Raw genomic sequence first — 23,299 nt, 5'->3', positions numbered from 1 at the left:
TTATTAAATGTTCTTTTTCTTAAGTTGATCTAAAATATAATCTGAAGTTCTCCAAGACAGAGCCAGAATTGTCCAGGTAGGGTTCTTATCTGCCTGAGATACAAAAGGGCCTCCATCTACTATAAATACATTGTTTGCATCATGCAGTTGCTCATATTTATTTACGACAGAAGTTTTTGGGTCATCTCCCATTCTGGTAGTACCTACCTCATGTATAATTTCTCCCGGGGCGTTAAGACCATATTCTTTGTCTTTTCCCGGTTTGTCTCCAAGAAGAGTACCTCCCATGCCACCTAACAATTCTTCGAATGTTTCATGCATGTGTTTGGCTTGCAGCCTTTCATCATCAGACCATGTATAGTTGAATCTCAATACAGGAATCCCAAATTCATCCACTACATTAGGGTCTATTTCACAATAGTTGTCTTCTCTCGCAATACACTCTCCTCTGCCCGAAATACCAACCACTGAACCATAATATTTTTTCACCTCATCCCGAAGTTTAGGCCCATATCCACCAACCGTACCACCAAAAAATTTGTTGAATTCCGTAACGCCAAAGCCAAAGCCATAAGAAGGCATGCCAAGACCACCCCAGATTTCCAAATGATAACCTCTGGCAAAATCAAGTTTTTTATTGTCGAGCCACCACGGAGTATATACGTGCATCCCTCCGGTACCGTCTTCGTTGTAGGTTTTTCTATCCATCAAAGCAGGAATAAATGCAGACCTGCTCGCTCCTGTAGAATCATGCAGGTATTTCCCAACCACGCCACTGCTATTGCCAAGGCCATTTGGATGTTGCTTACTCTTAGAGTTCAATAATATCCTTGCAGAACTACAAGCAGAGGCTGCCAACACTACAATTTTTCCTTTTAACTTATATTCCTTGCGATCGTCTTTGCTGATATAAGATACTCCAGTTGCCTTACCTTCATCATTGGTAGTGACTTCACGCACCATAGCATTCACAAACAAATCAATCTTACCACCTGATTTCTGAGCAGGGAAAATCAAACAAGTACCTGCAGAAAAATCTGCATAAACCGAACACCCACGATTACACTGGCTACAATAAAAACAAACTCCACGGTCGTTGTTGATACGTTTAGTCAGCATTGACAATCTGGATGGGATAACAGGAATGTTAGCCTTCCTCGCAGATTTTATATAGTACATTTCATGCAATCTTGGCTTTGGTGCAGGCAAGAAGAAACCATCAGGTTCATTAGGAATATTTTCCTTACTCCCATATACTCCTATAAGTTTATCTACCTTGTCATAGTAAGGCTTAACATCTTCATAGCCAATTGGCCAGTTGTCACCCAGACCATCTATACTTTTCTTTTTGAAATCATCCGGTCCGAAACGCAAAGAAATTCTTCCCCAGTGATTGGTTCTTCCACCCAACATTCTGGATCTAAACCAGTTAAATTTGGTTTCTCCTTTGGTGGTATAAGGTTCACCTTCTATATCCCAACCTCCATAGGCACTATCAAAATCACCAAAAGGTCGAACCGTTCCTGCACCTCTTCTGGGAGATTCCCACGGCCATTTTAGTTGTGTCCTTTGTTCAGGATCTGCCGGGTCAAAATGTGGGCCTGCTTCAACTACAGCTACATCTAAACCTGCTTCAGACAGTATCTTTGTGGCCATTCCTCCTCCTGCGCCTGATCCTACAATGATTACATCGTACTCCTTGGGTGATTCTTTTATTTGCATAATTCCTTATTAATAAAACATAGGCTAATATAATAAAACCGATAAGTATCTATCTAATAAATTGATTTATTTCCTGATTGACAATTTACAAACTGGTTTTTAATTGATACTATTCATTGAAAAACAGGGATCAAAAAAGGCCGAAAGAAAATACTTCCGGCCACCCTTTTCCCATAGCTGTATGTCTTTGTTTGGACTACATGTGAGATTTTGCCTAAAACTAGTTTAAATTTTGAAAACTGTAATAAACACTAAGAAAAAATGTTGCTCCTACGCAAAGACATGCTATTAATATGTGGCTATTTTCTCTTTCTCCGACAGGTAAGAGGATTTCAGATGTCTTGCGCTAAAATAGTCTGATTTTCAAATTGGAAGGTTATTCTACAGCATGGGAAAAAACAACAAAGCGGAATCGCTAAAGTTACCAGAAAAAGCGTAAAGGATTATTGACTTGTATGCAGATCAAAAAGACGAAAGTGAATTTGTTGTTTCCTGGGTTGAAAAAAGTTGAGCCAACCAATGTGAAAGCAGTTATGAAAGCTATCAACAATACGGACAAGAAATTCAGCAAACACTAAAGAGCGGGCAAAGATTCCATGTAAGTGGAACCAATCATTCATTGATTACTTCCACGTTATCAATCCAAAATGAAGACTCCTTAACGGATTCGTCGGCACCTTCCAGTGGTTCCGACTCTACCTCATTAGGCGTTTTTCTGGTTGGTAAGATTCGGTATTCTCCGGTACGAAAAGATAGCCGCTCCACAGATTTCACAGCTTCACAAAGCTGCAACCCGGAGATCTTTTCCTTGCCATTTACAGCAAGGCTATAACTCCCATGCGGTGTGGCATCAATGGATAGTTCAAAGTCATACCACTGATTTGCATCAAATTTCCGGATTACTACTTCCTTGCTCCCGTCAAAAGCCACCAACTGACCATCGGGTTTAAAATGGATTCTAACAGGCCGGTTGCCATATCTGTCAACAACATCTATTTCCAGAATTCCCGAATCATTTTGCTTTGGCTTCACACGATACTTAATATTCACCTGTTTGCTTTCTTCAAATACCCTGATAGCACGAGAGTAATCGTAAGGGTCTTTATCCACCAACTGCAAAACATTGTTTTCTTTGGATTCCTCTACAATCTTGGCAGATGCCCATTTTGGAGAATAAATATTCCAATCCGATATAGAACCATCCGGCGAAAGTTGGTTAAAATTTTCACGTATCTCTCCTTCCACTTTGTATCTAATAGGAAGAGACATTTTACTGACCCAGATATCTTCTTTGTTCATGCTATAGGTCAGCCACATCTCCTCGCCCGGAGGATTTCCATTTCCCTCCACAATACCACGTGTGTAGCAAGGGCCAAAATCTTTCCAAATACCATAAAATCTTCTGGGAGGCACCTCTCCCTGAACCAAAATCATATCATCAAAGACAATTCCATCATCGCTGGTGATGACCGTAAGAGGGTAACGATACTCCTGTATCTCGATCGGGTTATACACCATAGCATATCGGCCATCGTCTGTTTTTTGTCCCCAATTTTTACCGCCAGCCATCAGCAAAGTAGAAATCTTCACAGGGTCAGAAAAGGTCTGACCCTCATCTTCAGAAGTAGCAGCTGCCGAAAATTTCCACAAGCCGACCACTTTTCCATCCTTGCGGTGAAAATAAGAAAATGCCTGAAGCGAATCCGCAATTCTTCCTTCTCCATAAAAGTCATCTTTGCCGTAATCTTCATCCAGCCATTGCAGCGTCTTTAGCCGATCTCCTAAGAGGGCTTCACAGGCTTTTATAAATTCTTTATCCTTTGATTTTTTATAGAATGGATAGCTGGTATTCTTTTCATTAAAATCAGTAAAACTGCTGTACCTAATAAAATATATAGGCCCAAAACTTCCGTCTTTTTTCACTTCCCTGACTACCCGGCCGATACCACCTTTGCCGAAGGGATCTCTGGTGTGTCCATAAAAACCAAGTACCAACAAACGACCATTAGGAGCAACATAAAACCCCATTCGTTGGTGCATCATGTACCCTTCGTACCCTTCAGGGATGGTCACTCCCTCTGGTGCTTTGTAGTGAGGAAAAACCACTTTGGGTTTTTCCCAATGACGGCCATCAGTGGAAGTAGTCAACAAGGTATGACCTGGAGCTACATGTTCGTCCTGCGGATTGCTAAGGTATTGCAGGAAAAATGTTTCGTTCCAATATGCCATGTTTGGAGCATGATTGTATGTCCAGCCATAATCCTCCGCTTGTTCTGGATAGGTTCTGTTTGCCCTCAAAACCTGTATGCTTTCAGTTCCGATAGCATACCGCAACCGCCCTTCATGCACATTGGGGTCTATGGTTACTCCACCGATATAGCGCACCGGTTCACTAGCCGATCCTGTTTGTGCTGAAGTCTGGTAAACTGACGTAAATGCCAGTATTGGTACAATGAGAAGCTTTAATATGGATTTTGTTTTCATACTTTAAATTATATGGAATCCATAAAATAAATACACATACTTCATCAAACCTAAGGCAAACGCAATTAAAATTCTTACTATCCCCTACTTATTCGGGGTTCTGAATGAGTTACGTGCTATTTGCAAATTATATTGCGATTTGTTCGTGTTAGTAAGGTAGGTTCTGCAAAGTAGTCGCATCCGGCTTTTATTAAAGATCGGGGTGGTATACTCGCTGCACAGGTCAAATAAATACTCACAATGTGGGCAGTCTATTGATCGGTTTTATTTTCTACCAAATCTTCTAAACGCAGCAATGGTTTGATAAACCAAGAATCCAATGCATATTCGTCCAAATATGTCTAGAATGTTTGACCACCCCTTTGTTTTAGTTGTGGGTATAAATTCGAATGGATGGGTAGGTAGAAGAAATTCTATATAATATTTCAAATGAAAGGTAACGTTCTCACAGTTGAAATGTAAGCTACAAATTGAGATGGAAAAATGAAATGCAAATGATTATTATGATTTTACCGAATGCGCTACATTTTATTGGACAATATTTTAAGCTGACGAAAGATAATATATTATTGAATCGGTACTATTTACAAGCTGAATCCTTATGCTCTAAAAGCAATTTTATAATCTATTTAAATCTGGAATTATTTGAAAAATAGGATTAACAAAGACAATCAAAAAGTGCCTGTTGTGTCTTGATTAAATATTTATTACGCAATCATTCTGGAAATGTATCATCATACAATTTTCCTGTCGCCCATTTAAGCTCTCCTACCGATTGGCTAAATTTTGACTGAAGCTCGATTAATTTGATTTGTCCCAAAAGCTTTTTGTTTTCCCGGCTATTGAGTAAAAACACGGAACTCTCTCCATTTTCAAACTTGGTCTGCTCTGCCTGAAGCATTCGCTCATAGTTTACCTGGATTTGTTCCTGTTTTTGAATCATCTCCTGCAAAATATACACCTTATTATAACTCTGCTGAATTTTGTTAATCACTTCACGATTTTTCTGATTGATCTTAAGGTCGTATTCCTGTTGCTTTACCTTCACGATTTTAAGTTTGGCCCTCTCTTTTCTAATCAGTAATGGAAAAACAAATTGGACTCCCAGTTTGTAGTTATTAGAATAAATGGGCGCATATTCTGTTTCCTGCCCTGAGAGTAGCAAGTTATAATTTACATCAATGATTGGCTTTAATTGTTCACTAGCCCATTTCCGATCCATTTCAAGAAGATTGCTCTCAATTGTTAGTTTTTTTAGATCAGGATGATTTTTCAACGCCCAATCTAAATGAGAATCCAAATTGATAGTAAATGCACTGTCCTCATAATACGGTGATAAAGTATTGAAATCCAAACCATCTGTCCATATAAAATTTTGAAGCAAGAGCATACTGTTTTGTGAATTCAGCTCGGTTTCTTTCAACTTGTTGGACCATTGCTGCACCTGAATGAGCATTTCCACACTATCAATAGAAGCCTTATCACCATTGGCAATTGACTGTTTTATTCCTTCAAATCTTTGCTCAATCAGTTCTAAGTTGGTTGCAACAGTTTCTCTTTTTTGATGGTTTTCATACCACAACCAATAGGCGAAATTGGCATCAAAAAACAAATTATTGAGTACATTTTGTGCCTGGTTTTCAAAAGATTGTTTCTCAAATTTACTTTTTTCTAAATTGATGTTTCGTTCACTTTTTAGAAGCCCCTGACCAAATGGCACTGAAATGCCGGCATAATATAATCCATCTGTTGGTACAGTGTTTTCCGCATTTAAATATGTCCCCTTATTTCTTTCGTACCCAGCTTTCAAATCGACATTGAGCAGAGTGGGTATTTGAACATAAGTATCCCATAGATCAAAGTAGGTCTTTCCATCGAATTGTTTTTGATTATAATCCGAAACAATTTTAGGGTCAAACGAACCCCTTGCCTGACTCACTATAAGATTACCACGAGTCTTAAGTAAGACAGCTTGTTTTGCTATAGGATGGTGTAGGTGAATCTGCTGATAAAACTGCTCTAAAGTTAAAACACTGCTGTTCCCTGATTGTGACCAAGTAGCGAAATGGCCAAGCAATAGTATCAATATGGTCAATAATTGAATCTGTCTCATTTTGCTTTTTGACTGGTTTTAACACCCAATTCTTCCATATAAAAATCAGGAGGAAATCCATTTAGATTTCTCCATATCTCGTACCAAACGGGCACTTTCTTAAGCAATCCTATTCCATAAGCACCTGATCCAAGCCGGAGCAAGGTTGGCCAATCTGCAGCATTGGGATCTGGAGCTACCAATATCCGAAATTCTCCCTTAGGACTGGCTGCTTTATCAAAAGCTACCACCCTGCCACTGTATGTTCCAAAAGACATACCGGGCCAACCACTAAAAACCAATGCTGGCCAGCCATCGAACTGGAGCTGTACCTTTCGCCCTTCCTGAATAAGGGGAAGATCAATCGGACGTACATACATTTCTACAGCTAAATCATAGCTGGCAGGAATAAAACTAAATACTGACTGACCTTCTTTTACTGATTCACCAATGCCAGTGATGATCGCTTTGGTGACATAGCCATCCTGAGGGGCGGTAATGTAGTAAAATCCTGATCGCCTGACATAATTGGATTGTTGTATCGATAGTTTGTTGAAATCCCCTTCTGCTTGCAATGCACCGGATAGGGCAGACATTCTTTCGGACTTAGCTTTTGCTATTTTCTCCGAAAATTCATTTTGAACAATCGTTAGATTAAGTTTAGCATTGATGAATTCATTTTTAGTTGACAGCCATTTATTTTCAATAGAAATTTTTTTATAAAGTGATTCCTGAAGTTTTTGTTTTCTTTGTTCCAGTTCTGTCAGGGATTTCAGTCCTTGCTGATAAAGCTTTTGTTGACGCTCAAATTGCTTTTGCGCTATTTCATAATTAATCGAAGCGGTTTGAAAGTCGATGCTGTCAGATACTACCTTAAGCCTGGACTGTCTGTAATAATTCTCAGCCTGTTCAATTTTTAATTTCTTATTTCTTTGCAAAGCATCTATTTGATCTGCCAGTGCATCTGCTTTATCTTTGTAAGCACTTATAGATGCTTTTTTGGCATCCGTTTGATTAGCCGATCGTTCTATGAGTTTTGGATCCAGATATTCGGATTTCACTTCAGAGATAAATACTATAGTATCACCCTTATTTACCAATTGACCTTCACTCACATACCATTTTTCTACCCTACCGGATATCATTGAATGAATGTTTTGTTCTCTATTTTCCGGATGCAAAGTGGTGAGCTTGCCTCTGGCACGTATGTTTTGAGTCCAGGGCAAAAACAGTATAACAAAACCAATCAGAAAAACTCCCGAGAGTAGAAAAACCAATCTACGAGAAGCAGAGGTTCCCATGACATCCTTATAAGCCGATTGATCCTTTAATACCTCATCCCTGTCGATTGGATTTTCTGAAATATTCAGCATTACTTTATGTTGTTTTGGGTTTATTTATCTTTTTTCTTAGATCAATATCTACTATGGTACCATGCTCCATAGTAACTATTTTATCGCATTTTGAAAGCATCAATGGATCGTTAGTAACTGCTAACAAAGTCCAATTTGACTTAGGGTCAAGTAAAATTGAGCTAATATGTTTTCTATCCTCATAGTCCAGGCCCTGCAATGTGTGATCCATCACTATAAGTTTGGGTTTTTCGGCAAGCGTACGTGCAAGTAAAATTTTTCGCTTAATACTAGTAGATAAGCCCTGACCTTCGGGTTGAATCATGGTATTTAGTCCTTTTGGTAGGGATTTGAAAAAACTACTCAACCTAACTTGCTCTATTGCCCAAAGTATGTCTTCTATCTTTATATCTTCTTTTCCTACTGTAATGTTCTCTTCCAAAGTGCCATAGAATAAATCTTGTAATCCAAGATTGTCACCGATTACAGATCGAAAGCTCATTATATTAATGTCTCCCAATGGAATACCGTTATAGTGAATGGATCCTTCATAATCATTATATAATCCAGAGATAAGAGCAAGTAGGGTAGATTTCCCGGATTGATTCACTCCTGTAATACATATTTTCTCGCCAACCCCTACCACCAGATTTACATTGTTTATAGTGGGTTTATTATTGTTTGCAAACTTGTATGTCAGCCCGGTTAGTTCAAGTGAAATACCTTTTCCCTGAGTTATTTCATTAAGATCAATCCCTTCATCACTTTCTATAGTTATATCCGTTACCTGTCCAAGTTTTTCCAGCCCGGTCAATACATCATAAATGGTTTCCATACTCAAAATCAGTTTTTCAGATGAGTTTAAAACCAATAGAATAATGATCTCAGATGCAACAAATTGGCCAAGATTGATTTCCTGATTGATGACCAAAATACTACCCAATACTAAGAGGCCGCCAGTAACTATGGTTTTAAAAGCCACAATGTTGGAAAACTGAAGAATTAAGATGTTAAAGTGTTCTTTTCTGAATTTCAGGTAGTTAGTCAAATAGTGGTTCATTTTATCAAGAGGCAAGTTGGTTTGCCCTGCGAGTTTGAATGTTGCCATTACCCTAGCCAACTCCTCAAGCCAATGTGCTACCTGATATTTGTATTTTGACTCCATAATACTTGTTTTGAGCCCTTTAGGGCCTGTTATTAAAAATATCAGGGATATTAGACCTACGAGAACAATTCCAAAAAAGACAAAAAACGAGTGATAAAAGGAAAGCAAAACCAATCCAAATAAAATTTGAAGAACAGAGGTAGAAGCATCTATCAGTATTTTCGACAACCCTTTCTGAACGTTAAGTGTATCAAAAAACCGATTCATTAACTCAGGAGCATAAAAACCAGAAATCGCTTCCATCTTGAATCTTGGTATCCTAAATGCAAACTCAAATGAAGCTCGGGTAAAAATCCTGCGTTGAAGCAATTCTGTCAACGACAACTGAAGAATCTGAATGATACCTGAAGTAGCCACACCCAAAACAACGATAAAAATTAAAAGCCCCCATGAAGAAGAAAACTCTGCGCTGATAACAAATCCAATAATAGCCTGTACTCCCAAAGGAAGTGAAAGATTGATCAAACCATTAAAAATAGCATAGGCATAGATTATAAATATCTCCCTTCTATCCAGAGAAAGCATTTTAAAAAGGCGCCTTATAGGTGTAAACCCAGTATCACTATAGACATTCATACTTTCGCTATTAATAGTATTACTATTCATTTTAGGTAAAAAAATTATTTGAGTACTTTAAAAATCAATGCATCTATAAAAAGGTAAACCTGCTGCTCAACAGTCCTTGCACTTTCTTTTTTTATTTCTGTCAACGATGGCAGGTGCATAGCAAAAAAAGCTTGCTGATGAGAGGCCTCCAATATAGTACTTACAAAAGCATGAGGATATGGATACGCCGGATTAACATCTGAAATAATAGTTGCTATTTTATGACATAACCCCTTAAAACCCTTGAATAACCCTTGATTGTTGATCTCATCGACTTTTTTTGTCAAATACGTTTTGTCAGACTCGCTAACAACCACCCTTCGCAGCGAAGATGTATTGACACCTGGCAAATCCATACTCAAATGACCCTGATCTACATGACAAAGAATTTTGATAACTTCTTTTAATTTCAACTCTTTATCCTGAATATGATGTGTTTTATGATCTATCATATATTCCATCCAAGCCCAATACCATGAAGTGAGATAGACTAACATCTTTAATTTATTCTCAAAATAGCGATAAACTGATGCTTCGGTCGATCCTATCTTTTCTGCCAATTTTTTAAAAGTAAACTCTTCAAACCCCAATTGATCCAACATTTCAATTCCGGCATAAACGATTTTTCTACCAAGCTCAGTTGATAAGGGGTCTTTGCTATAATACTTTTCTCCGATTTGAATAGTAACTGTTGCCATGATGTAAAAGTAAATATACCTTATATAATAGTAATACTATTACGACTATAAATGTAAAAGGTTTACTTTGTTTACAAATAAGATAAATCTTCTATAAATGAGGCAATATCAGTTCCTATCAAACAATGAAACACGAAATTGAATGTGACAAAAGTAGATGTGAATGAACAAAACGGCCAAGCGATTGGATTTTATCATCATTGTGGTTTCAAGACAATAAAGCGTTCTGAGTTGGATGCATTAGGAAAACCCTATCCAACCCTGCACATGCAATTAGAAAAATAAAAACCACTCCTTAAACCAGAATTTTAAGTAAAATTTAACTTGTTTTATTATTTGATTCTTAAGGAAGAGATTTATCATTGAACTGGCAACCAAATCAGACCGACACTTCCAATGAATACCATTCTTAGCTACTTAAAAAAATACCTGAAAGACCATTTTCATCTAAAATTGTACTTGTCAGTTGCTGTCTTTCTATCTATATGCACCTACTTCAATTACAAATATGATTTTGAGGATTCTATACTGGATTCTTACACCGGATCAGAACTCAAGTGGTTGTTTATGTTTCTGCACATGTCATTTCCATTTTTGGTTACCTGCATGTTCTTATATCTGTACAAAATCGAAACTGGTTGGGTAAAATCAAAAGAGTTTTGGATCAAGTTTTTTGTAGGTTTTGCAATCATAAGCTTCGACAGACAGTTTTATTATTTTTATGATGTTATCAAATCATTACCAAAAGCAGACTATTACTTTGCTTTTAAAAATATATCGTGGGGAGACAGCCTTCTGGCCACAGTAATACCCATCCTTGTTTTTTACTTTTTCTACGAAAAAAACAGAGATAGTGAAAATCATTGGTATGGTTTAACATTGAAAAAATTTGACTTAAAACCTTACGCATTATTGGTAGCACTGGTTTTTGGAGGAATGGCTGTGGCCTCTTTTATAGCAGAATTAAACACCTACTACCCTAGATATAAACACTCCGGGGGAACTGACTTTGCCACATTTCATCAAATTCCGGAATTTGTCTCAGTATTAATTTATGAGCTTGTCTATGGATCATACTATATCAGTGTAGAACTGTTTTTCCGTGGCTTTCTGGTAATTGCTTTTGCAAGAACTTTAGGAGGTCATGCCGTACTCGCTATGGTAGGCAGTTATGTGTTTCTGCATTTTGGTAAGCCTCTGCCCGAAACCATCAGTTCCGCATTTGGTGGTTATCTTATAGGGATTTTGGCTTTTTATACCAACCGAATCTGGGGAGGAGTCATCCTACATGTAGCCCTGGCATGGAGCATGGAGTTGTTTGCCTGGCTACAGAATGCATATGACCGATAAAACGCAACCATTACTTTGTTCGTTCACCAAATTGAAAGTACATTTATAGTAACAAACTGGCAGGACAATGAGTGACAACATCAAAAATTTAATCCAGCGATTCGACAGGCACAAAAATGTAACAGAAGCAAAATTTTCGTTTATGCTTGAACGACAAAAAAGCATCGAAAATGCTCTTATCGAATTACAAGAAGAATCATCAGATTTTTATTCCTTCGTAGCAGAATCATTGGGTGAGCCGGACAAAGAGATTAGTTCAATCAAGAAGAAAATCAAAAATTTATAGGTTAAAAGCTTTTCTACTTCTTTAAATTCCTTAACTGCTTCGAAAACTCTTCCATTTGTCTTTCAAGAATCATCACTTTTTCTTCAAGCATTTTAGGTGGATTCAGATAAGTACTGTACACACCCTTCACTTCCCAAAGCTCCTGAATGACATCAGGCAACAATTCCAGTTGTTCATAGTTTGGGTCATCACTGATCCAGACCAGTTTGCTTCCGCTCATTTCTTTCCACCTTCTGGTAATGATTTTACCATCGGCAATCAATACATATACCTTACCTTCTTCCGGTTTTTTGGCTGCTAAACTACACTGAAGGCATAGCAAAATATCACCATGATGCAACCCATTTTGGTGATATTCCATTTCATTTCCTTTGAGCTCAAACGCACGAGTGACTCCCTTAAAGTTAACAGGAAGCTCTATGAATGGCAGTTTGTTGATGTAATCCTTGTTTCCAAAATTGACAACATACTCCAGTTGGCTGTCAATTTTCACCAGCCCGATTCCACCTCGCCTATAAGCAACTTCAGGTTCCTTTTTGAACTGGTGCGCTTCATTGAGTTTTTCATTTACAATGTCCAAACTGTAAAGATCTGTAACAGTGAGTTCTCTGTTTACCAGTGCGTCTATAGATAAGCCAAAATAATTAGCTAATTGAATAATCGTTTCTAATTTCGGTTCAGCCCTTTCTTCTTCATAGGCACCAATACTACCTCTTGTCAAAGAAAAAATCTCTGCAAATTCAGTTTGATTGATCTTTTTGAGCGATCTTATCTTTTTTATATTTTTCCCTATCCTTGACATAATTTAAAATAATAAGCTAATTATATTTGCATAACTAAAACTATTTGCATTAAGTTTACGTAAACATAGCCAAATTAATCAAAACAACACAAGCAAATATGAAATTAAGACCTCCCCCTGATAAGGAAACCATTTTTTAACAATCAATATTGAATAAGCTATCAATTAGTAATTAAATTTGAAAATACAACAATACCATTCAACATTTAATTACGCACATAAAACAATTTTAATAATGGACAATTACTTTCAAAAAGTAAACGAATATTTATTGGATCTGGGATACGCAGTAAGCTATGAAAATCAGGAAGATGGATTAATTGTAATAGAAAACGAATCTCAGGGGATCAAAAATCTTGTGTTAGTTATAGCGGATCCTTTGCTAATAGTAGAACAATTTATTGTTGAATTGAAAAATCCAACAGCTGACACTTACAGGCAATTGATGCAAAAAAGCAGGGACATCATACATGGAGCTTTTGTGCTGGACGAGTCGGGCAAAAAAGTACTTTTCAGAAATACACATGAGCTTGAAAACCTCGACTTAAACGAAATCGAAGCAACATTCAATTCATTGGCAATGCTTCTGGGAGAATACTCCAATGAAATACTAAAATTATCAAAAAACTAAAATAGAAAGAATCATGAACATGTTTAAAAGACTTTTCAAAATAGGAGAAGCAGAAGCACATTCTGCGATTGACAAATTAGAAGATCCGATTAAATTAACAGAGCAAGGTATCAGAGACTTGAAGAAGGATCTTGACAAAAGCCTACAGGCATTAGCTGAAGTGAAGGCCATGGCCATCAGGGCAAAGAATGACGTGGAAACCTACAAAAACAAAGCTAGCGACTATGAAAGTAAGGCCATGCTTTTGTTGAAAAAAGGTGCCGATGGTCAAATAGATTCGGCAGAAGCCGACAGACTGGCAAGTGAGGCTTTGGTGAAAAAAGAAGAGGCTACCGGACAAATGAACAGGTCGAAAGAAGAGCAGGAAAGATTCGAGACCAGTGTGGCTCAACTGGACGTGAACGTGAAAAAAATCCGTTCAACAGTAAGCCAGTATGAAAATGAACTGAAAACCCTGAAAGCAAGAGTGAAGGTAAGTGCCGCTACCAAAAACCTCAACAAACAGCTATCGCAGGTTGATGCGTCAGGTACTGTTGCTATGCTGGAAAAAATGAAAGACAAGGTAGCTCAGGATGAAGCTTTGGCTCAATCTTATGGTGAAATTGCCAATGAGAGCAAAAGTATTGATGACGAAATCAATAAGGTATTGGAAGGTGATTCTTCTCAAATAAAAGCTGCCGATAGCCTTGCTGCCATGAAAGCCAAAATGGGACTGGACAAAAAAGACTAATCCAAAGACCGACTGTCAGTCATAGGTTGTCAGTCGATCCAATAAGTAAAAAAGATATGTTTGATTTAGCAAAAATATTGCTGGTTGTAGCCGTGGTATTGTTCCTCGCAGGGTTCATCTTCGGTATCCTTTTCAAGATTGGATTAATGGTTTTAATCATTTTAGCTGGGCTATATCTATTCCAAAGAGTATTTGGTAATCAGTGAATGGAATTATTATTATGGGAGTATTTGATTTTTTAAAGAAAAAAGAAAAAGAACCTGAGTATGACATTACCAATATGTCTGTCAAAGACTTAGATCAAGGGTTCATTCTGGATTATGACATGAAATCATGGCAGGTGAAGGAGGTATATGAATATGACTGGGGAAATAACAACTTCTCGAAAGAATACATGATTGACTCTGGTGACGAAGTGCTTTATCTAAGTGTGGAAGATCAGGGAGAGTTGTTCCTTACTGTGAGTAAAAACATCAAGATGAGGAAACTGGATGAAGACATTATCGACAAAACCATTAAAAAGGAACGACCTCCAAAGAAACTGGAACTTGACGGAATACAGTACTACCTGGATACAGATGTTGCGGGCTATTTTAATGATAAAACCAAAGGAACTGACGACTGGGAGGAGCTTGTTTGCTGGGAATATTACAATGATGAGGAAACTCTCATTATTAGCATTACTCAATGGGGAGAGCGGGAATTTGACGCATCAGCAGGAAAAGTGATCAAGGAATATGAGATTTCAAACATCATTCCGTCAGGAAAATAATAAACTCTCTTATGCCTGGTTTTTTCACTTTTTATAGGGTAAAAAATAAATGACTTTGCTCCTTATAGGCAAAAGGTTAAATTAGTAAAAAATAAAAAACTGAAGTTTAAATTCAAAGTAAACAGATACAATGAAAGCTTACAAAAGCATAATCATTCTGATGATTTTAGCCCTGCTCTATGGATGTGGCGGAAAAAAATTCCAGAAAAACCCCGTTGATCTCCTTATTAAGGATATGCCCGCTGATCGGGTATTTTCCATAGTCCTCAATGACATGGATGTTGAAGGTAGCTTTTTCGAAACCTATAAACACCAATATAAAATAATTGAGGAAAGGGAAGAAGGCAAGCCAGAGGAATATATTTCAGGATGGTATGAAGTGGATGAGCTTTTTTTCAACCAACATGTTGATGATATGGGAATGGAAATAGCTTCACGTGGTGAAGATGGCAAACTGCACAAATCCGCCAGCCCCCCAGGCTACAACAACTATGTAGGCAACCCAAAATACGGGCAATGGGAAAACAGAAATGGCGGTAGTTTTTGGGCTTTTTACGGGCAATACGCTTTTATGAGCAGCATGTTTCGTATGGCTACCTATCCTGTCAGTAGATCTTATTACAACGACTATCGTGGCAACTATTACGGAACCGGACGTTCTTACTACGGCCCTACCACAGGAGGCAGGTCATACTACGGAACCAATAGCAGCTATACCAGTAGCTCCCGACCTAATTCTTCGTGGAGCAGAAACAATTCCAGCTTCAAACAAAGAGTGGCAGGCAGAACCTCAAGATCAGGATCGAGATATAGTAGCTCTACATCTCGCTCTAGAGGAGGGGGCTTTGGAAAATAACCTTCTTATTTCAAAAAAATGACCATAAACCATAAACCTTCATAACCATGTTACCAATCTTAGACGGCATATTGACAACCATCATATACCTGGCTGTTTCTTTCTTTTTATTTTTTGTAGGAAAAGTAACCTATCAACTTTTTCACCCGGGTATAAAGGTTAATTATGAATTGGTTGAAAATGACAATTTCGCTTTTTCTGTAGCCTATGTTGGGTACTTTATAGGATTGCTACTGGCAATTGGCAGTGCCCTATTGGGAGAGTCCGACGGACTGATAAACGACCTGATGGACATAGGCATTTACGGAGGGCTTTCTATCATTCTTCTCAATCTTTCCATCATTATCAACGATAAAGTAATCCTGAATAAGTTTAATGTAAAAAAAGAAATTGTTGATCAAAAAAATACTGGTACAGGAATAGTAGAAGGTGCTATGGCTGTTTCCACAGGATTAATTATCCTGGGAGCTATTCATGGCGAAGGGCATGGAGCGGGAGGGCCAATTATCACAGCACTTTTATATTGGGCTTTAGGACAAGCCTTGATGTTTGTTACTTCTCTGGTATATAATCTAATCACTCCTTATGACATTCATGATCATATCGAAAAGGGAAATATTGCTGTAGGAATTGGATTTGCAGGAGCGATTATTGCCATAGCCAATCTGATCCGTTTTGCCCTGATGCACGACTTTGAAAGTTGGACAATTACCCTTACCGATGTAGGAGTGGATGTGGGAATCGGACTGGTATTTTTACCTATAGTGAGATTCCTGACTGATAAAATTCTTTTGCCGGGTCAAAACTTGACAGATGAAATTGTGAATCAGCAGCACCCCAACTGCGGTGCTGCTTTGGTAGAAGCATTTGCTTATATAGGTGGCTCTGTATTGATCAGTTGGTCGCTATAGTTTTCAAAAGCCCCAGTTTACTTTAGATTTTTAGGCGTATCCTTTTTCTATAAAAAGGAAAAATAGTGTTAGAGTGAAATAATGCCGATTGCACATGAGTAATTGTTAATTGACTATACATGAAACTACAATCCAACATACTAAAGCTTGCTCTGTTTGCCACAGGCTTGTCTGGAATTGTAGCAGAATATGTACTCTCTACTCTTGCCACTTACTTTTTGGGAGACTCAGTCTTCCAGTGGACCATGATCGTGTCTATCATGTTGTTTTCAATGGGTCTTGGTAGCCGTATTAGTAAGTATTTTTCAAAAAACCTCCTACAGAGATTTATTTTAATAGAATTTACACTTTCAGTGCTAACAGCCTATGTTTCGGTTATCACCTATTCTGCTTCAGCCTATTATGGTAATTCCTATTTAATTATCTATTCCCTCAGTATCATTGTAGGCCTGCTCATTGGCATGGAAATCCCCATTGTAATCAGGCTAAATGATCAATTTGAAAAACTACATGTAAATGTCTCCTCTGTAATGGAAAACGACTACTATGGAAGTCTGGTAGGAGGAGTTTTTTTTGCCTTTATCGGTTTGCCATATTTAGGCTTGACCTATACGCCCATCATCTTAGGTAGCATCAATTTTTCGGTAGCGATTGGGCTCTATTTTATGCTAAAGTCCGCACTCGGAGAAAGGCAAATTGTCAAGATCAATATATTGTCCTTATGTGTGTTTCTTCTATTGATTTCAGGATATCTGTTTGCAGAACCCATTATCAGCTATGGGGAAGAAAGACGATATAAAGACAAGGTCGTTTTTGAACAACAAAGTAAATACCAAAAAATAATCATAACTCAATCAAAAGAGGACTTTTGGTTGTTTATAAACGGAAACCAACAGTTGAGTTCTATAGACGAGGTGATGTACCATGAACCTTTAGTGCATCCCGCTATGAGACTTTCGAAAATGCCTGCCGATATACTCGTGATGGGTGGTGGTGACGGAGGTGCCGTCAGGGAAATTTTGAAGTATGAATCTGTACAAAACATTACATTAGTTGATCTTGATCCAGCCATGACTACACTTGGCCAGCAAAATGACTTGCTGGTAGAGATGAATCAAAACTCTATGAACCACGAAAAGCTGACCATCATCAATGAAGATGGCTATAATTTTCTGGAAGACCACAACAGCTATTATGATGTGATTATCATAGACTTACCAGATCCTAAAACCGTAGAAATCGGCAGGTTGTATTCTTACGAATTTTACAAGCTATGCTACAAAAGACTTAGGCCGTATGGATTGGTAATCACTCAGGCTGGTAGTCCCTACTATGCCGCCAGAGCCTTTAATTGCATTGACAAAACCATGAAAACTGCCGGATTTACCACCGTTCCGCTTCACAATCAGGTGATGACATTAGGAGAATGGGGGTGGGTATTGGGGGGGAAAGACAGCAGTCCTGAACAGCTAGTTGCTGCTTTGCAGGCTCTTGATTTTGAAAATCCAAAAATTCAAACCCGATGGATCAATCATGATGCGATGACATTGATTACTTCTTTTGGCAAAGAGTTGTTTGAAAATGACACATTGAATATAGAAATAAACAAAATCCATAACCCGATTTTGTATAAATATTACCTCGATGGGAAATGGGATGTGTATTGATGCTTTAAAAAATATGAGTTGAATTGTAAGATGAAATAACACTTTATACCTAAATACAACAACTATGAGTGTAGAAATATATTGGAACATTGCCATCTATTCGAGTGGTTTTTTGGGAGTCTTCGTACTGCTCAATTTACTCGGAATGGATATAGACAGCATAGACATTGATTTTTTAGGCGATCATTTTTCATTCAGCTCAATCATAGCCTTCATTTGTGTTGGAAGTTGGACAGGATTTCTTGCTCATAATATGACTTCCATGTCCGATTTACAAGTGCTCATAAGTTCCATAATGATGGGTCTTGTTGCTCTTGTTGGAAGCATCTTTTTTCTAAAAAAACTTAAAGGATGGGAAGAAAAAGGAAATATTGATATTAATAATGCAATTGGAAAAACAGGCAAAGTGTACTTAGGTATTCCAGCCAAAGGAGAGGGGTCAGGACAAGTGCAGGTCATCATTCAGGGTAGATTGAAAACTTTTCATGCCAAAACAAATCAAGAAAAAATTGAAACCGGAACGGAAATAATCATATACGACGTGAAGGAAAATGTACTATATGTAGAACCTTATAAACACAATTGAAATGGAGTTTTTATTTAGTGTCTTCGGAATAGTTTCCGTAGTATTTATCTTTTTGATATTGCTCTTTATCGCCAGATATAAGAGGTGCCCATCAAATAAAATATTGGTAGTTTATGGGAAAGTCGGAGGATCAGAAAGCGCCAAATGTATTCATGGAGGCGGAGCATTTATCCTGCCTATTATTCAAGAGTACGAATTCCTGGATTTGAAACCAATTCCTATTGACATAGATCTTAAAGGAGCATTATCCAAACAAAACATTCGAATCAATACTCCAAGTACTTTCACAGTTGGTATTTCCACTGCGGAAGGAATCATGCTCAACGCAGCTGAAAGGTTACTTGGCTTAAGCCAAGATGAAATAGAGACTCAGGCTACAGATATCATCATTGGCCAGTTGAGGCTTGTCATAGCAACATTGTCTATTGAAGAAATCAATAAGGACAGGGAACAGTTTCTGCAACTGATCAACAAACATGTCGCTTCTGAACTAAATAAAGTTGGACTCGAACTCATCAATGTAAACATCAAGGACATAACTGATGAATCCGGCTACATAGAAGCGATTGGTAAAAAAGCAGCAGCAGAAGCTATCAACAAAGCAAAAGTAGAAGTGGCAGATCAAGATGCTTCCGGTGCTACCGGAGAAGCCAGGGCTATGCGCGAAAAAGATGTTAATGTAGCAAAAGAGTTGGCACAAAACGAAGAAGGTGTGAAGGAAGCTGAAGCCAGAAAAAGAGTTGCAATCGCCAACTTTGAAACCGAAGCAAGTCTGGGAGAAGCAAAAGCCGGAAGGGAAAGGGAGGTGCAAATTGCTTTGGAAAACGCTCGTGCAACAGAGGGAAGAAAAGAAGCTGACACTGAACAAAGGATAAAAGTGGCTACATTGGAAGCAGAGGCCATTTCCGGAGAAAACCATTCAAAAGCCAAAGAAGCATTGTCAAATGCTGAACTTGCTGAACGCATGGCAGAAGCTCAGCAACGTAGCGAGGTGGCTCGTGCGCATGCAATGAAAGAAATTTTAGAGGCAGAAAAAATTTCCGAACAAATCCGACTTGAAAAGGAAGAAGTGGTCAGAAATGAAATAGAAAAGAAAAAGACAACTATCGATGCAGAAGCCAAAGCCCAACAATTGATCAACATTGCCCGCGGAGAAGCTGACTCTACACTGTTGAAGTATCAAGCAGAAGCCAAGGGTATGCAAGAGTTGTTGAATGCCAAAGCCAATGGATATAAAGAAATAATTGAAGCTTGTGGAGGAGATAGCAAAGCAGCTTCAACACTGCTGCTATTAGAACAATTAGATACATTGGTAAGCAGACAAACAGAAGCCCTTGCCAATTTGAAAATAGATAAAATAACAGTTTGGGATTCCGGTTCCAACGGCAATGCAAACGGTCAAAATGCCACTTCCTCTTTTATCCGAAATTATATCAGCGCACTGCCACCAATTCATGACCTGGCTAAGCAAGTTGGAATTGATTTGCCAGACTATTTAGGCAGTATGAATGTAGATGGGGAAATTGAACTACCCGAAGCAGAAGAGATCAAAGAAACCAATGATCCGGAAACAAAAACAAGTAGAACACCTCCACGTAAAAGAGCTATTCCAAAGAAAGCACTGAAATAATCAAACATAGAACCTTTCCAGTACTTTTCTTTCAATTTGACTTTACAGAATTGATGAAATCTGTAAAGTCAAATTTTTGAGCCATGTTTTCATTAAAGTAACAAATACTTTAATTTTGCGCTTTATTTGATTTCTGACAGAAATTAAATACACAGAAGGCTGTTTATGAGAGGTTTACAATATTATTTTCTTAAATAATTGCAATTTTAGAAACATCAATCTCAAAAATGAGTATTAAACAGTTTATAATATAGAATTAATTTAAAATGGGTTGGGGGATATATCAATGATAATTGACATTTAACCAAACCATTATTTTATCACTAACTACCGAAAACCAATACAAACAACTCCTTTATTAGACCTCTAATCATAAAATGATAATTCAAAAACACCTTAAATTCTTACTGCTATCAACATTATTACTATTCCAAACTTCCTTATTAGTACACGCCCAGAGTATAACTCGTATCTGGGGAACAGTAGAAGACGCTGACACAGGGGAACCTCTTCCTTTTGTTAACATTTCATTTGCGGGAACTACACTAGGAACTGTATCAAGCAGTGAAGGTAAATTTTACATTGAAACGGAAAATGCAACATCAAACCTAAAAGCTTCTTTCATAGGGTATGAGCCTCAGATTATAGCCATCACAGTTGGGGAATCTCACAGACTAACTTTCAAATTGAAAGAAACCAGTATGGAACTGGAAGATGTAGTGGTAGAGGGAACAAAACTCAGGTATAGAAACAAAGGCAACCCGGCTGTCGCTTTAATGAAAAAAGTAATAGAGCACAGAGAGGAAAACAGGACTGAAAACCTTGACTTTTTAGAGTATGACAAGTATGAAAAAGTAGAGTTTGATTTTAACAATATCACTGAAAAATTCAGACAAAAGAAAATCATGAAGAATTTTCAGTTGGTATTCGATTATGTAGATACCTCTGAAGTGAATGGAAAAACATACCTTCCAATATTCATTAGAGAAACCAGTTCGAAAGTTTACTATAGAAAGTCTCCTCAAAAAGAAATAGAATATCGAAAAGGTCAGAAAATGACAGGTTTTCATGACTACCTGAACAATCAGGGAATCTCCATGCTGATTGATAAGATGTATCAGGAAGTAGATATCTATGACAACAATATCAATGTGCTGACCCAAAAATTTGTCAGCCCAATCTCAGGATTAGCACCAGTAACATACAAATACTACATAGCCGATACTCTGGATATAGATGGAGAGAAATTATACAAATTGGCTTTCCAACCCAGAAATGAAAACAACCTTGCTTTTGTAGGAAACCTGTTCATTACGACCGATTCTGCTTATGCGGTACGAAAAGTGTCGATGAGAATATCTCATAAAATTAATTTGAACTATGTAAACGACCTGTTCATCGATCAGGAGTTTGAAAAAACAGAAGCCGGCTCTTATATCATCAAAGTAGATAAAATCAGTATTGATTTTGATATCCCGGGCAAACTGGATATGTATGGCAAAAGAACTGTTTCGTTCAAAGACAGAGTCTATAACCAGCCTCGTGAAGACAGTATTTATGCCGATCTTCAAAACATTATAGAGGAACCTGATGTCCGCAAAAAAGACGATCAATTCTGGGAAGAAGCCAGGCACATGGAATTGTCCAAATCAGAAAAAGGCGTTTATGAAATGGTGGAAGAAGTAAAAGAACTTCCCGCCTTTAAACGAATGATGGACATCCTATTTCTGGTGGCAGTCGGATACAAAGACTTTGGACCAATATCAGTAGGGCCGGTGAATACCTTTTATAGCTGGAACAACGTAGAAGGATTCAGAGCAAGGATTGGAGGACAAACCAACAATAATTTCAGTGAGAAATTTCAGATCAAAGCCTACGGAGCTTATGGTTTTAAGGATGAAGAATGGAAATACTCCACCGAATTTTTATACTTCAGAAATAAAAATCCGCTTGATGCTTTTAAACTGACCTATCAGGATGAAATCAGAAATCCGGGGGAAGAATTAATGTTCGTTCAGGAAGATAACTTTTTACTCTCATTTAAGCGGGGGGTCAACAACAAACAGATTTACAATAAGAAAATACAATTTGAGTACATGAAAGAACTCAAAAATGGCATTTCTTATACTGTTGGCATAAAAAAGCTTGATATGCGTCCAGGTGGAATCTTAAGTTTTGCACCCGGGGTAAGAAATATTGATGACGAGTTTGATTTTATTTCAAAAGAAGAAAGAGATGCTCAGGTACTAAAAACATCAGAAGTAAACCTGACCTTAAGAATAGCGCCAAATGAGCAATATTATGAAGGGATACAGTTTAGAGTACCTATTTACAACAAGTATCCAATATTCACTTTTAAATACGATAAGGGATTCGAAAACGTATTTGACAGCCCGTATTCTTATGACAAGTTTTCCTTGGGAATATTCAAACGTACTTATGTTCCTCCATTCGGATATTTTGACACTGAAGTGGAAGGAAATAAAATTTGGGGACAAGTGCCGTATGCTTTGCTAAATGTACCACGTGCCAACCAGACATATTCTTATCAAATACGATCATACAACCTGATGAACTTTTTGGAGTTTACCAGTGACAGGTTTGTAAGCTTACAATATGCTCATTATTTCAATGGATACATTCTGAACAAAATTCCTGTTATCAAAAAATTGAAATGGAGGTCCATTATAACTTTCAAAGGACTAATTGGAGATGTAAGTGATTTGAACAACCCTGACTTACACCCGGATATACTCCCAGGTTATCCGGTTGATCCTGATGGAAATCCCGTTACTTCAGCTTTGGATCACTATCTAGAAACGAGTATTGGAATAGGAAATATATTTAAAATATTTCGGGTAGATTTAGTAAAACGTTGGACACAACTAGATCAACCTGGGATAGCTTCAGGATACAATATCCGTGGAAGATTTAAGATTGAATTTTAGTTTGTTAAAAA

The 23,299-nt window shown here is 37.7% G+C and carries 18 protein-coding genes; 11 read left to right on the top strand and 7 right to left on the bottom strand.

Annotation, left to right across the window (positions count from 1 at the left end):
• Positions 1-3: 3 nt before the first annotated feature.
• The 6 genes from AAOP42_RS07495 to AAOP42_RS07470 form a co-directional block, all read right to left on the bottom strand.
• Entirely contained in the window at positions 4-1,722 is a 1,719-nt protein-coding gene (locus AAOP42_RS07495) for a GMC family oxidoreductase (protein WP_349527863.1), read from the bottom strand.
• A 612-nt stretch (positions 1,723-2,334) separates the two neighbouring features.
• Positions 2,335-4,206, bottom strand: coding sequence for a hypothetical protein (locus AAOP42_RS07490; RefSeq protein ID WP_349527862.1), 1,872 nt, complete (start codon positions 4,204-4,206; stop codon positions 2,335-2,337).
• A gap of 715 nt (positions 4,207-4,921) precedes the next feature.
• Entirely contained in the window at positions 4,922-6,319 is a 1,398-nt protein-coding gene (locus AAOP42_RS07485) for a TolC family protein (protein WP_349527861.1), read from the bottom strand.
• On the bottom strand, positions 6,316-7,671 hold the full coding sequence (locus AAOP42_RS07480; protein WP_349527860.1) for an HlyD family secretion protein: 1,356 nt from the start codon (positions 7,669-7,671) through the stop codon (positions 6,316-6,318). Before AAOP42_RS07480 ends, AAOP42_RS07485 begins: the two co-directional genes overlap by 4 nt.
• Before the next feature lie 4 nt (positions 7,672-7,675).
• Complete coding sequence (locus tag AAOP42_RS07475) at positions 7,676-9,421, bottom strand: peptidase domain-containing ABC transporter (protein ID WP_349527859.1); 1,746 nt, start codon at positions 9,419-9,421, stop codon at positions 7,676-7,678.
• Positions 9,422-9,435: 14 nt separating this feature from the next.
• On the bottom strand, positions 9,436-10,119 hold the full coding sequence (locus AAOP42_RS07470; protein WP_349527858.1) for a TetR/AcrR family transcriptional regulator: 684 nt from the start codon (positions 10,117-10,119) through the stop codon (positions 9,436-9,438).
• A gap of 396 nt (positions 10,120-10,515) precedes the next feature.
• Here AAOP42_RS07470 and AAOP42_RS07465 point away from each other — a divergent pair, with 396 nt between their 5' ends.
• Both AAOP42_RS07465 and AAOP42_RS07460 read left to right on the top strand, forming a co-directional pair.
• A complete protein-coding gene (locus AAOP42_RS07465; RefSeq protein ID WP_349527857.1) occupies positions 10,516-11,469 on the top strand; it encodes a CPBP family intramembrane glutamic endopeptidase in 954 nt (317 codons plus the stop codon).
• A gap of 67 nt (positions 11,470-11,536) precedes the next feature.
• A complete protein-coding gene (locus AAOP42_RS07460; protein WP_349527856.1) occupies positions 11,537-11,755 on the top strand; it encodes a hypothetical protein in 219 nt (72 codons plus the stop codon).
• A gap of 13 nt (positions 11,756-11,768) precedes the next feature.
• On the opposite strand, the gene AAOP42_RS07455 is transcribed toward AAOP42_RS07460, so the two are convergent.
• On the bottom strand, positions 11,769-12,557 hold the full coding sequence (locus AAOP42_RS07455; RefSeq protein ID WP_349527855.1) for an XRE family transcriptional regulator: 789 nt from the start codon (positions 12,555-12,557) through the stop codon (positions 11,769-11,771).
• 235 nt (positions 12,558-12,792) lie between these two features.
• Between AAOP42_RS07455 and AAOP42_RS07450 the strand changes: the two genes are divergently transcribed.
• The 9 genes from AAOP42_RS07450 (at position 12,793) to AAOP42_RS07410 (ending at position 23,288) form a co-directional block, all read left to right on the top strand.
• Complete coding sequence (locus AAOP42_RS07450) at positions 12,793-13,188, top strand: CesT family type III secretion system chaperone (RefSeq protein ID WP_349527854.1); 396 nt, start codon at positions 12,793-12,795, stop codon at positions 13,186-13,188.
• 13 nt (positions 13,189-13,201) lie between these two features.
• Entirely contained in the window at positions 13,202-13,918 is a 717-nt protein-coding gene (locus AAOP42_RS07445) for a PspA/IM30 family protein (RefSeq protein WP_349527853.1), read from the top strand.
• Between the two features lie 220 nt (positions 13,919-14,138).
• Positions 14,139-14,690, top strand: a complete 552-nt coding sequence (locus AAOP42_RS07440; protein WP_349527852.1) for a DUF4178 domain-containing protein — start codon at positions 14,139-14,141, stop codon at positions 14,688-14,690.
• A 130-nt stretch (positions 14,691-14,820) separates the two neighbouring features.
• Positions 14,821-15,546, top strand: a complete 726-nt coding sequence (locus AAOP42_RS07435; protein WP_349527851.1) for a hypothetical protein — start codon at positions 14,821-14,823, stop codon at positions 15,544-15,546.
• Between the two features lie 47 nt (positions 15,547-15,593).
• A complete protein-coding gene (locus AAOP42_RS07430; RefSeq protein WP_349527850.1) occupies positions 15,594-16,457 on the top strand; it encodes a DUF350 domain-containing protein in 864 nt (287 codons plus the stop codon).
• Positions 16,458-16,576: 119 nt separating this feature from the next.
• Positions 16,577-18,124: a polyamine aminopropyltransferase gene (locus AAOP42_RS07425; RefSeq protein ID WP_349527849.1), complete on the top strand. Its 1,548-nt coding sequence runs from the start codon at positions 16,577-16,579 to the stop codon at positions 18,122-18,124.
• 64 nt (positions 18,125-18,188) lie between these two features.
• Positions 18,189-18,710: an NfeD family protein gene (locus AAOP42_RS07420; RefSeq protein WP_349527848.1), complete on the top strand. Its 522-nt coding sequence runs from the start codon at positions 18,189-18,191 to the stop codon at positions 18,708-18,710.
• A 1-nt stretch (position 18,711) separates the two neighbouring features.
• Positions 18,712-20,340, top strand: a complete 1,629-nt coding sequence (locus AAOP42_RS07415; protein ID WP_349527847.1) for a flotillin family protein — start codon at positions 18,712-18,714, stop codon at positions 20,338-20,340.
• A 377-nt stretch (positions 20,341-20,717) separates the two neighbouring features.
• On the top strand, positions 20,718-23,288 hold the full coding sequence (locus AAOP42_RS07410) for a DUF5686 and carboxypeptidase-like regulatory domain-containing protein (RefSeq protein ID WP_349527846.1): 2,571 nt from the start codon (positions 20,718-20,720) through the stop codon (positions 23,286-23,288).
• The last annotated feature ends 11 nt before the right edge of the window (positions 23,289-23,299 follow it).

Source organism: Reichenbachiella sp. MALMAid0571, from assembly GCF_040151475.1.
Lineage (GTDB): Bacteria > Bacteroidota > Bacteroidia > Cytophagales > Cyclobacteriaceae > CAXBNB01.
This window is presented reverse-complemented; position numbering and strand designations above follow the sequence as displayed.